A 12,799-nucleotide genomic window follows, 5' to 3' on the forward strand; every position below is an offset into this window, starting at 1 on the left:
GTGGAGGACATGCCAGAACTTCCAGAGATGGAGAATTACAGGATGGCGTTATCCCGCCAGTTGAAAGCAAAGCCAATTACACAGGTGGAGATCAACCGTAAAAAATCCATTAATAAAAAATCGGAGATCTTTGCAGCAGAATTGCAGGGAGCGGTGGTTACTGATATAAGAAGGCGGGCTAAGTATCTGATTTTTCAATTGAGCACCGGGAACGCACTGCTGCTCCATCTCATGCTCGGCGGGTGGATGTATATTGGAAATGATCAAGATAACCCTGATCGAACAAAGCAAGTCATTTTATCCTTCGGCGATAAAAGGCTTTATTTTATTGGGTTACGGTTAGGTTATCTTCATTTGCTGAAGTGGATTGAACTTAAAGAAAAATTGGAAGAGCTGGGTCCAGAGCCTCTTAATCCCGATTTTACCCTTGAAACGTTACAGGAACGCCTAGGTACGAAGAGAGGGACATTGAAATCCATCTTGATTGATCAAAAATTTATGGCAGGAATTGGTAATTGTTATTCAGACGAAATATGCTGGCAGGCCAGACTGCAGCCGGAAAGAAAAGCCAGCGAACTTAATGCAGACCAAGTTATTGAACTGTATCAAGCGATTGGGCCGGTTTTGCAAAATGGAATTCAATTTGGAGGATATATGGAAAATCCGCTGTATGCTGGCGATTCGAAAACAGGAGGATATAACAACCATTTGCTTGTCTATGAACGGGAGCATCAACCGTGTCTCCGATGCGGAACAGAAATCAGGAAAATGGAAATTTCTTCGCGAAAATCGTTCTTCTGCCCTAACTGTCAGGTTTAGAATCAAGGCAATCCTTAAAATATTGAGAATTAGAAGTGTACGACTGAGAGGCAGAGATGTCTCTTTTTTATTTCTTTTCTGAAGGCGGTTCAATTACACCCCCTCATAAATCAACAACATTGACTAACAGAACTTTTATTAGATATATCAAATAATATATTGACATATATCAGGTATATCAATTAAGTTAATAGTGTAACCAATTTACTGAAAATTCAGAAAGGAGATTTTTTTTAGCTTTTATTGAAAGCACTGTTATCTTTACCTCTAAGATCCTACATACGAATATTTTTAAAAATTAGAGGAGGGTGTTGAAAATGAAAGTAAAAAGCTACAAAAAGCTGGCCGCAATTTCGGTTATTACTGGGAGTGTTCTTTTTAGCTCGGCTTGTTCAGATGCCAATTCTACTTCGGGGAATAAAAAGTCGGGAGACAGCAACACGATTAGCATTACGTTCCGAGATGGGGGAGGAACGAACAAAGGACTGACCGATTGGCTAAACAATGACATTATTCCAGAGTTTAAAAAAGAGCATCCAAAAGCGAATATCAAGCTCTCTCCAATCAGCGCATCGGAAGGCGATTATTTTGCCAAAGTTGCTCTAATGCTCAAGTCTGATCAGTCAGCGCCAGATATCGTCACGGAAGATACTTTTATGGTGAATTCGGATGCGAGTGCGGGCTATCTTGAACCGCTGGACGATAAGCTGAAAGGCTGGGATGAGTGGAATCAATATATCGACAATGTTAAGAATGGTGTTAAAGCCCAGGACGGCAAAACGTATGGTGTCCCTTTTAATACAGATTCGCGAGGCCTGTGGTACAACAAAGAACTTTTTAAGAAAGCAGGGCTGCCGGTACCATGGGAACCAAAATCATGGGAAGATATCTTAACGGCTGCTAGAACCATTAAGAAGAAAGATCCAGGTGTTATTCCATTGTGGATGAACTCTGGCAAAGCCACGGGTGAAGGCACTTCCATGCAAACGTTCGAGATGCTGCTGTATGGTACAAAAGATCCGTTATACGATGAGGACAAGGGAAAATGGATCGTGAATAGTCAGGGACTGCTTGATACGTATACATTCATCGATACCATTTATAAAGAAAAACTGGGTCCAAACTTGTCACAAGTACTAAACGGCCAGGGAGGCACCATTGCCTATACTCAATTGATGCCAAAAGGAAAGCTTGCGATAGGTTTAGACGGGATATGGCAGGCAGGAAACTACCGAAAAGACGGACCTGCACCATGGCCGGATGCATTTAAAACACTGGGTTATGCAGCCATGCCAACCCAAAATGGTGAAGAGCCTGGACAAACCTCAATGTCAGGAGGATGGGCGTTTTCCATTCCAAAAAAATCAGATAACAAAGATCTATCTTGGGAATTTATTAAATTCATTTCTACTAAAGAAAATAATCTCAAATTATTGTTAAAAGAAAACAACCTTTCTCCGCGGAAAGACGTATCAAAAGAATCGGAATACTTAAATCTGCCGATGTTTAAAGAGGCTTCTGAATTTCTGGAACATACCCATTTCAGACCGTCTGTCGATAAGTATCCTTCTGTTTCCACAGTTATCCAATCTACGGTGGAAGATGTGGTTACCGGAAAATCATCGCCAAAACAGGCAGTTGAAAACTATCAGAAAAATGTAACACGTGTTGTAGGCAAAGACAAAGTGATCGAAAGGTAACGTCTTTTTATGAAAAGGAGTGTTTTCTTTGGATGCAAACCCTGTGGTTTCTCCTTCAACATCTGTTGGAAGAACATCATCACCTCATAAAAGCAACCATAAAAAGTTAGTAACATCGCTTCTTTTTTTACTTCCTTCCTGGATCCTGCTGCTCATCTTTTTTATCGGGCCGATCCTTTTAACCTTTTATTTTGCCTTCACCAACCTGTCTCTGACAGGGAGTGAGGCGCAAGCGACCCAATTCGTGGGCTTCAGTAACTTTGTGAACATGTTTCAGGATCCTAACTTTCGGATCAGCGTGATCAAAACGATTGTGTATTTATTGTTCTCAGCCATCATGGGCCAGCAAGTTCTTGGATTTATTCTGGCACTGCTCATGAAAGAGAAAAATCCGACATTCCGCCGGGTGATAGGTATTATAGTAATTGCCGGCTGGGTGACTCCTGAAATTGTCGTGGCTTTCTGCTGGGTAGCGTTTCTAAATGACAGCGGGACGTTAAACATGATTCTGCAGCAAATTGGTTTGAAACCGGTTGCCTGGCTTTTTACCTTTCCGATGACGAGTGTGATCATCGCTAACATTTGGCACGGCACCGCGTTTTCCATGCTTGTTTTTCAGGCCGCACTGGATGATGTGCCAAAAAGTATTGAAGAGGCAGCGGTCGTGGATGGTGCTTCACGGTTCCAGGTTCTTTATAAGATCGTCCTGCCGATGATCAAAGGCTCTGTTGTTACAAACATGATCCTAGTTACGCTTCAAACCTTAGGCGTATTCACATTAATTTATGCAATGACGGGCGGAGGGCCGGGCACATCAACACAAACATTGCCGATCTTTATGTACAATCAAGCCTTTGTCAACTATCAGCTTGGTTACGGTACTGCCATTTCACTTATTCTTTTATTAATCGGTGTGCTGGTAAGCCTTCTGTATTTAAAATCGATGAAAGTCAAAGTTTAGGAGGGAGATCGATGAAAAGAAAATTCATAAAGCTGGAAAGAACGTTGCCATACGTCATTTTAACGGTCATAGGTGTTCTGTTTCTCCTTCCGCTTCTTTGGGTGCTTATCGCATCCGTCGATCCCAATGCCAACTCCTCCATTAAGGTTCCAACTGCCTTTACGGTGGATAATTTTAAAAGCATCCTAACCGATCCGGTAAACATTCGGGCCTTTATCATTGGATTGCTTCTTTCTTTGGGGCAAGGCCTGCTCGTGGTGCTGGTGGCAGGGCTGGCTGCTTATCCACTTTCTCGTTATCAGATGAAATATAAAAAGCATTTTATGTTTACGATTCTCTTTATGACTTCGCTGCCGATTACGGCTGTTATGGTGCCAGTATATCAGTTGTTTATTTATATGAAACTTCAAGACTCGCTATGGGGGACGATGTTCTTTTTAACAGCGGCCGGACTCCCTTATGCAATCTGGATGCTGAAAAACTTCATGGATGCCGTTCCACTGGAGCTTGAGGAATCCGCTTGGATTGATGGTGCCTCGGTATGGCAGGGACTGAAAAGAATTGTCGCGCCATTGATGATTCCAGGTATCTGTACGGTCGGCATTTTTACCTTTTCAGGCAGCTGGGGCAATTTCTTTGTACCGTATATTCTCATTCAGTCTCCAGAGAAGCTTCCTGCTTCAGTTACCATTTATCAGTTTTTTGGTAACTTTGGAATGGTAGAGTACGGTAAACTCGCCGCATTTTCCATTCTGTATACCTTCCCGGCGATTGTTTTGTACATCTTTTCGCAGCGCTTTATGTCTCAAGGCTTCAGCCTGGGCGGGGCTTCCAAAGGGTGAATGTGAGTGGAAGCAGGCCGGCTCGAAGAAGGAGTTAACTGTTAGAATTGTCAGACCTTTCAGGTATAATCAATATGTATACACTGTTTTCCAGATATAGTATGCATATTTCTGTTTTTGGAGTGGTAACATGGAACCTTTATACAAGCAAGTTTATCAATCAATCAAAAAAAATATTATCAATGGCCAGTATGCAGCAGGAGATCGGGTACCTTCTGAAAAAGAACTATCAGACTCCTTTCAAGTTAGCCGTATAACCAGCAAGAAGGCGTTGGAGTTACTAGTCAGTGAAGGCCTCGTGTTTCGCCAGCGCGGAAAAGGGACCTTCGTGTCTGAAGATTCAACAGACAACCCAGAAAATGACGTAAAAGAAACCAACAAGTTTTTAGTCGGATTGATTGTGCCTGACTTGGATGACAGTTATGTTTCAAAAGTGGTTGCCAGTATTGAAGAAGCAGCCAATCATCGCTGTTTCGTGATATTAAAGCGTACAAATGGATCAATCGATAAAGAGGCAGATGCTATCAGACAGCTGATCGACTTTGGAGTAGACGGGTTAATCCTTTATCCTGCACACGCTGAACATTATGGATCTGAGATTCTTAAAATGGTGATCACAGAATATCCGTTTGTGCTGATTGACCGAACCTTTAAGGGAGTGGCCGCGGCGTTCGTTTCGACTGACAATATTAAGGCTGCTCAACAGGGAATAAACTATTTGTTCGAATTGGGACATGAATACGTCGGTGTTCTGGGACCAGCCACTGCAGAAACGACGACCGTCGTAGACCGTTTTAACGGTATACTGCGCGCGTATGAAGAAAAGAACCGAATCGTTAACCGGCAGTTATGGTGTTCTGATCTGAAAAAATCTTTGCCTTCCTCTATCAGCAAAGATATTAAACCAGAACATGATGTCGAGATCATCAAGAAACACCTTCAAAAGCACCCAGAGATCACAGCTATATTTGCCCTGGAATACAACATTGCGGTTCTTGCCAAACGTGCAGCCGAAGAGTTGGGTCTTCGTGTTCCTGGAAATCTCTCAATCTTATGTTTTGATGCGTACGACAACAATTTAAGCGGCTGGGAGTTTACTCACCTTCGCCAAAACGAAAAAGAGATGGGAAGGCTTGCTCTTAACCGATTGCTGGAGATGATGAACGGCAGTTCTTCTATTAAAAAAGAATTTTTGGACGTGGAATTAATAGAAGGAGATTCTACCCGTCCACTCCATTGAAAACCTTTTCAAAAATTTAAGAATTTCATGATAAAGAGGAGGAGTGATGAAAAGTGGTTTCCGTAGCGTTATTAAGCAAATGGCATGTTCATGCTGATGATTATGCGAGAGAGGCAAAAAGCAATCCATCCCTTTCTATTCAACGAGTTTGGGATGAAGATCCTTCGAGGGGAGAAAAATGGGCCCAAGAACTGGGAGTACGTTTTGAAAAAGAACTTGAAGCAGTGCTGCAAGACCCTGGAATTGATGCGGTTATCGTCAACACACCCACGAATTTGCACAAAGAAGTGATCATGGCAGCCGTCGCACACAAAAAACATGTTTTTACAGAGAAGGTCCTTGCGTTAACAACAGCTGACTGTGAAGAAATCTATGAGGCTGTGGCAAAAGCAGGTGTTAAGTTAACCGTCTCCTTGCCGAGGCTGACAACCAATTACTATTTGTATGCACAGCACGCGTTAGATCAGGGGTGGCTAGGGGAGCTGACATCGATTCGCTGCCGGCTGGCACATAATGGTGCTGTTCCTGAGAGCGGCAATGTAAATGGCTGGCTTCCTCCACATTTTTATAACAAAGAACAATGCGGAGGTGGAGCGTTAATCGACCTTGGCGCCCATCCCATCTATTTAACCAACCGGCTGGCAGGGCCTGCAAAAGCGGTAACGTCTATTTTTCAACAAAGTAATGAAAGAAATGTGGAGGAGAGTGCGATGGTCCTTGTCGAATATGAATCAGGTGCGCTCGGAACGGTGGAAACCGGATTTTTATCGTATGGAAGTCCTTTTCAGTTAGAGGTTTACGGTACAAAAGGAGCCTTACTGATTGAAGAAAACGAAATTCGTCTAACTAGCAGACAGCTTGATCAAGAGGGCTGGGCCACACCACAGCAGTTGCCCGAAGCACTTCCGATGCCGATGGAACAATGGGCGGAGTCCATACTGAATGGAGGAGAAACGACGATTACGAAAGAAGATGTTTGCAGTCTTACCTTAATCAACGAAGCAGCAGCACGATCAAACGCTGAAGGAAGAAAGGTTTCAATTTCTGAAGTAAAAGAAGTTCTCTTAAATCAATAATCAAGGAGGAAGCTATCGTGTCTAAGAAAATACGGATCGGAATTATTGGATGCGGCGGAATCGCCAACGGAAAGCATATGCCAAGCCTTTCAAAGATTGACGAAGCAGAATTGGTTGCCTTTTGTGACCTGGAAGAAGAAAAAGCAAGAAAAGCGGCTCAGGAGTTTGGAACCGAGGATGCCAAAGTGTATCTCGATTACAAAGAACTTCTTGAGGATGAACGCGTTGACGTCGTTCATGTTTGTACACCGAACCATTCCCATGCAGAAATCACGATCGATTCTCTTGAAGCAGACAAACATGTAATGTGCGAAAAACCAATGGCCAAAACAGCAGCTGATGCCCGCCGAATGGTCGAGGCCGCCAAACGAACAGGGAAAAAACTGACCATCGGCTATCAATATCGCTTCCGTGCAGACAGCTGGCATTTACATAAGCTGTGTGAGCGCGGAGATTTTGGAGATATCTATTATGCGAAAGCACACGCGGTCCGCCGTCGTGCTGTACCAACATGGGGCGTGTTCCTGGATGAAGAAAAGCAGGGTGGGGGGTCACTGATCGATATCGGTACACATTCACTCGATATGACCCTATGGATGATGAACAATTACGAACCGAAGGCAGTACTCGGAACGACCTATCACAAACTCGGCAAAAAGAAAGACGCAGCAAATGCCTGGGGTTCCTGGGATCCTGAAAAGTTTACCGTAGAAGATTCAGCCTTTGGCATGATCACCATGAAAAACGGAGCAACCATCTCGCTGGAAACGAGCTGGGCACTGAATACCTTACAGACAGGTGAAGCCATGTGTACCCTATGTGGAACAGAAGGCGGAGCCGACATGATGGACGGACTAAGGATAAACGGAGAAGACTTCGGCAAGCTATACACGAATGAGGTTCAGGTTGATGGAAAAGGAGTCGCATTTTATGATGCGGATGAAGAAAGCGATGCCGAGCATGAAGCAAGACTGTGGATCGACGCTATTCTGAACGACAAGGAGCCGGTAGTTAAACCGGAACAGGCTTTGGTGGTTACGGAGATTCTTGAAGCAATCTACGAATCTGCCAAATCTGGCAAGGCGGTTTATTTCGACGAAGAAGAGAAAGATCTAGACAAGTCTGTCAAAACAAATAAAATACTTCAATAAATTATACCGAAAAAGGCTGCAGGGGTATCTGCAGCTTTTTTGGCGGTATCAAAGGAGATTGAACGGATGGGTGCAATGCTTACCGGCCAGTTACTCTATTTACGTTCTTCTTTCTCTGTATTCCGATCATCCTTCATTAATGTCTTCATATCAATTTTGAGCATCCGATCCCTTGGATAGGTCCCGGTATACCGATATTTGTTCGCTCCTGATTCAAAGGAGACATAGAGGTCACTTTTTACTAGCACTGCTCCTTCATTCATGGGAATCGCGGTGATACTTTCTATCGGTTTGGCGGTTTGTCCATCAAGGAACCAAAGTGGGACTTGCTTTTCCCCGATCGTAACGTATTGATTAGGCTCCTCTTTTAGCGGATCTTCGTATCGATAGAGAACACTATCGTTTGCCCGTCCATAGGAAGTAACTAAAGAGATCCCCTTCTTTTGAACAATGGCGCCCTGAACCTTTCCGATGGTGGAAAAGACATAATCCGGAGTTGCAGGTTCATTCGATGTTTGATTCCATTGTTCACTTGTCAGCATGTCTGTACTTGGTGTGAGCTTATAACCGACCATCCAGGCATATTGCATTTCTCCGGCACGGTTCACCTGGTGGTGTGCTGGATCCGTCGGGTAGCTGCTTGGCTCATAAAATTCACCAACCCATAGAATTTTTTTATCATCGTCATAGACATCATAAGCCGCTTCTACGGGAACAGGAATCTGGTTCGTGAACGTAAGCTCATCATTATTTTGCGCCGCAACGATATCACTGATATTTAACGTATAGAGAAATTGTTCGGAAGAGATCCAAACATGGTCCATGCTTACGGTAACGCCTCCCGCGTGGCCGGTGTATGGTGTGCCGTCTTGGTTATACAATACAATGGATTTCACCAGTTTTTCAGTTGTGGCATCAATCACGGATAGCGTTCCGGGCCTTCCATTATCCAAATAATTAATGGTAAATAACCAATCTTTTTTCTTGTAATAACCGAGTCCTTGCGGGACAAGATCCTGTACTAATCCAGGGATGATCGGGCCATCCTTGCTGATATCCCACAGTGTTTGATATTTTGGGTTTCTGTCATTGGATGATCTTTCTACCTGTGTAATGAGCTGATGTCCGGGTCTAACCGTTAGGGGGGCTGATTTCGCCGATTCATTTCCTGAAGTATCAACGGCAGTCATTTGCACGGTATAATCAAGATTGCCAATCAGCGAAGATATCGTAAATTCATGCTTGGATGGAGAGACGAAAAACTCTAAATTTCCATTCTTGTATATATTATAGCGATAGAGGTCGGAATCCGGATTTGAATCCCAGATTAGCTGCACTTCACCGTTTCCTGCCTCTCCTTTGATATTGGCAGGAATGGAAGGTGCCGCATCGTCTTGTTTTGGTCTTGGAGGAGCTTGTGCCGATTCGACCCAGCCAGGTGTCGGATTTTGATTGCCGGATAACGTTTTCATCGTGATGCTTCCATTGGTTGGATAACCGAACATAATGGACTTATTTGCGGCTACTTGGTCACCGGTGTAATTCGCTTTAACGACTTCCTTTCCGCTCGGATCAAAAACGGATACCGTCTGGTTTTTGCTATTCACCAGGCCGCCAACATCTTCTATTCTTTGCAAGTGATCTTTCTCAATGTATTTACTAGAATAAGACGAAAAATAAAAGTGATTGAAGCCTTCCAATGTCATCGGCTGAGTTTCCTGCCTTCTCGTCCAGAACAGCATCGTATCCCACGGGCCGATTTTGGCTGCGTTATCAATTGTCTTGTTCCAGCCTCCTGTTTGAATGTGATAGTCTTGCAGATTGATCTCCAGATTGCTGTTATTATAGATTTCGATATACTCAAACGCATCATAACCCGCATAGTTATCCGTATCTGGAATGACCTCTGTAATCAATAGATTGGGTACTGCATTTTCAGCAGCATTTGCTTTAAACGCATGCAGTCCCCAATCATTTCCCATTGCCAGAACAAGCGTTGCAACATAGATGAGCCACTTCCTATACTTCAAACCTTTCATTCTTTCCCCTCCCCGGTCATATTTTGTTGATCCTATTCTTTCCAGATAACATTTAGAGAGGATAAACACACAAAAAAACCCCATGACATAGCATGTGCGGCAATAAATGCCGTACGAATGCATGTTCACAGGGTTCTCCGTATCTCTACCCGAAACACTAACTAGTTTAAGTTATCTGATTATTTTTAATTATACATAAATTAGAAGAGATAGCAACATAAACCGGGACGATCCAGAATAGTTTATATTAACCTGCTAAATGGTTCATCAATATTTTCAGTCGGTCATCTATAGTACATGATCAAAAGCTGTTTTCGTAAGCTCTGTTGGTTGATTTCCGTTACAGGATGCTCGCTTTCCGCGGGGCGTGTGCTGAGCCCGTCGGCGCTAGCGCCTTCATGGTCTCACTTGTCACGCTCGTCCCGCAGGACAAGGAAGGCTTCGTCAGCGGTGCATCGCACGAAGAAAATGTGTAGTTCATTTTCGAGGAGTCTCGCACCTTGCACTACAATCAACTTGTCAATGAAGTTTCTTTACAACAATGTTCCCAAAGCAACAATCTTTTAGAAAAGAGCATTTCCAAATAATAGTTGACAGACTCATTTGAATATTGTATAAATTGTTTAGCAAATAAAAAAATAATGCATTGTGTAGATTTATGGCCGGAGATGAAGAGAAGCCATAGTCATTAAAAACATGTTACATGTTTTTTTGACTATGGCTTTTATTTTTCTTCTTCTATAATTTTACATAATGAAAAAGGGAAGGGGTCAGATTATGAGTTTTGAGCATTTGGATTCTCCTAAATTAAAGCGCTTTCAAAGAAAAGTCACCCTCTTATCAGCTGCCGGTACTTTTCTTGATGGCTTTGATTTAACGGTTATTGCTGTTGCCATGCCGTTAATTTTAAGCCAGTGGGAAATTACTCCCGGGATTCAGGCTTTGATCACATCTTCGGCTGTTATTGGTTCATTGATCGGTGCGTTGTGGCTTGGTAACTTAACCGATAAATTCGGCCGAAAAGCGATGTATGTTGTTGATTTAATGGCTTTTGTTGTGTTTGCCGCCTTAACCGCATTCGCACAGGCTCCATGGGAGCTCATTTTATTCCGTTTCTTGTTAGGAATTGGAATCGGTGCAGACTATCCGATTTCTGCTACACTTGTATCGGAATTCAGTTCAACCAAAAGCCGGGGAAAACATAGTACATCTCTGGGGGCCATGTGGTTTGTAGGCGCTGTTACGGCCTATCTCGTCGGGATCTTGTTAGTGCCGGCGGGGCCGAGTGCCTGGAGATACATGCTTCTGGTAGGAGCTGTTTTTGCATTAATCGTTTTCTTTTTTAGAGTCACCCTTCCGGAATCTCCTAGATGGCTGGCTTCAAGAGGACGGGAGAAAGAAGCAGAGGAAATCATGCTGAAAATCACAGGGCAAAAAGTCATCATTCCAGCGGATTCTACTCCGAAAACAAAAGTCAGCCATTTATTTTCAAAGACTCTTTTTAAACGTACGTTCTTTGTTTGCGGATTTTGGTTCTGCTATGCTGTCGCCTATTATGGAATTTCCATGTATACACCAACGATATTAAAACCCTTTACCAATGGTTCACAAATGATGGTTTATATGGGATCCGGAACGGTTAGTTTATTAGGTTTATTGGGAGCCATTGTCGGAATGAATCTTGTAGAAAGGATTGGAAGAAGGCCTCTTATTATTACTTCGTTCATCGGTTTATCGATAGCACTGATTATTCTGGCTCTTAATCCAAGTCCTACGTTTGCATTTCTGGTCATTCTGTTCAGTTTGGCTGTGCTGTTTGCCAATATGGGTGGAGGAATCCTTAACTTTGTCTATCCGACAGAATTATTCCCAACAAGTATCCGAGCGAGTGCTTCCGGTTTGGCCACGGGATTCAGCCGAATTGGTTCCATTATGGGGATATTGGTATTTCCTAATTTGATTGCGGCGTGGGGAAGCAGCAAAGCCCTCTGGTTCTTTGCCGTTATCAGTTTATTAGGCTTAATTGTATCGGTATTATTAGCCCCTGAAACTAAAGGCAAAAAATTAGAAGAACTGAATAACGACCGAACCTCTAATTTTAATTCAACAAACGGAGAAAATCATGGAAAAATGGCTTAATAGCTGGTCCTTGGGGCTAAATGCAAATGTAAATGACTTTACCAGGATTAAAAAAGCAGGGTTCGAAGGCATTGAAATACTGGCAGAACAGAACAATGCTCATCACTATTTAAAGTTTGCCAGTGATTTAGGTTTTAAAGTTGGATTGCATTTGCCTTTCCACGATCTCAATCTGGCTACTCCTGATTCGATTGTATACGAAAGAACATTTAATGTTTTATCACAATGGCTGGCAAAGCTTGCTGAATATGGAGGGAAGCATGCGACCTTCCATGGAGGATATGCCTGGTTTTCTGAAGAACGAAATGAGTCCTTAATAAGGGTAAAAGAGCGAATTTTAAAGCTAAATGAAGTCGCCATGCAGCATGGGGTAGAATTACTGTTGGAAAACCTCATTCCGGATAAATTAAACTATTGCCATCAAATTGCTTCTAATGTAGAAGAATGGATCGATTTAATCACTGCTGCAAATGTAAAGGCGTGCTTGGATATCGGCCATTTGGATTTGATGGGGGATGCTTTGGAAACAACGATTGATCAGCTGGCTGGATCATTAGGCGGCATCCATTTATCAGAGAATGATGGGAAATCGGATCTTCATCTGCTTCCTGGGGAGGGAAATCATTTCACGGAGGGGCTGGAGGGCTTTTTAGAGAAGCAATTCTTTGATGGACCGGTTATCTATGAAATTAATCCGTATCAATACTCGATCCAGGATATTATCAATCATGTATCAAACGTTAATTCTATCGTACGATAACAGACATCTCTGAAACTTACAACTGAATAACAGCGGGAAGAGAATAAGAGAAACCCCTAGCTATTTTAGCCT

10 protein-coding genes are annotated in these 12,799 nt (G+C 43.0%); 9 read left to right on the forward strand and 1 reads right to left on the reverse strand.

Translation table 11 applies throughout. The annotated features are described in order from the left end of the window. Window positions 1-9: 9 nt before the first annotated feature. The 7 genes from mutM (at window position 10) to P4361_RS11320 (ending at window position 7,789) form a co-directional block, all read left to right on the forward strand. Entirely contained in the window at window positions 10-819 is an 810-nt protein-coding gene (gene mutM / locus P4361_RS11290; RefSeq protein WP_328089435.1) for a bifunctional DNA-formamidopyrimidine glycosylase/DNA-(apurinic or apyrimidinic site) lyase, read from the forward strand. Window positions 820-1,136: 317 nt separating this feature from the next. Then, the gene (locus P4361_RS11295) at window positions 1,137-2,519 is read left to right on the forward strand and encodes an extracellular solute-binding protein (protein WP_328089436.1); all 1,383 of its coding nucleotides are present in this window, start codon (window positions 1,137-1,139) and stop codon (window positions 2,517-2,519) included. Window positions 2,520-2,562: 43 nt separating this feature from the next. Next, entirely contained in the window at window positions 2,563-3,480 is a 918-nt protein-coding gene (locus P4361_RS11300) for a sugar ABC transporter permease (protein WP_328089466.1), read from the forward strand. An 11-nt stretch (window positions 3,481-3,491) separates the two neighbouring features. Further along, window positions 3,492-4,322, forward strand: a complete 831-nt coding sequence (locus P4361_RS11305) for a carbohydrate ABC transporter permease (protein WP_062235497.1) — start codon at window positions 3,492-3,494, stop codon at window positions 4,320-4,322. Window positions 4,323-4,452: 130 nt separating this feature from the next. Further along, a complete protein-coding gene (locus tag P4361_RS11310; protein ID WP_062235500.1) occupies window positions 4,453-5,562 on the forward strand; it encodes a GntR family transcriptional regulator in 1,110 nt (369 codons plus the stop codon). A 53-nt stretch (window positions 5,563-5,615) separates the two neighbouring features. Continuing rightward, complete coding sequence (locus P4361_RS11315; protein WP_062235503.1) at window positions 5,616-6,638, forward strand: Gfo/Idh/MocA family protein; 1,023 nt, start codon at window positions 5,616-5,618, stop codon at window positions 6,636-6,638. A 17-nt stretch (window positions 6,639-6,655) separates the two neighbouring features. Beyond that, entirely contained in the window at window positions 6,656-7,789 is a 1,134-nt protein-coding gene (locus P4361_RS11320) for a Gfo/Idh/MocA family oxidoreductase (protein ID WP_328089438.1), read from the forward strand. A gap of 95 nt (window positions 7,790-7,884) precedes the next feature. Here P4361_RS11320 and P4361_RS11325 read toward each other — a convergent pair whose 3' ends face one another. Further along, complete coding sequence (locus P4361_RS11325) at window positions 7,885-9,828, reverse strand: lamin tail domain-containing protein (RefSeq protein ID WP_328089439.1); 1,944 nt, start codon at window positions 9,826-9,828, stop codon at window positions 7,885-7,887. Between the two features lie 777 nt (window positions 9,829-10,605). Between P4361_RS11325 and P4361_RS11330 the strand changes: the two genes are divergently transcribed. Together P4361_RS11330 and P4361_RS11335 are read left to right on the forward strand one after the other, a co-directional pair. Further along, complete coding sequence (locus P4361_RS11330) at window positions 10,606-11,967, forward strand: MFS transporter (protein WP_062235514.1); 1,362 nt, start codon at window positions 10,606-10,608, stop codon at window positions 11,965-11,967. Next, complete coding sequence (locus P4361_RS11335) at window positions 11,951-12,727, forward strand: sugar phosphate isomerase/epimerase family protein (RefSeq protein ID WP_062235517.1); 777 nt, start codon at window positions 11,951-11,953, stop codon at window positions 12,725-12,727. The genes P4361_RS11330 and P4361_RS11335 overlap by 17 nt, the downstream gene beginning before the upstream one ends. Window positions 12,728-12,799: the final 72 nt, after the last annotated feature.

The sequence above is a fragment of the Fictibacillus sp. B-59209 genome (assembly GCF_036216745.1).
GTDB lineage: Bacteria > Bacillota > Bacilli > Bacillales > Fictibacillaceae > Fictibacillus_C > Fictibacillus_C marinisediminis.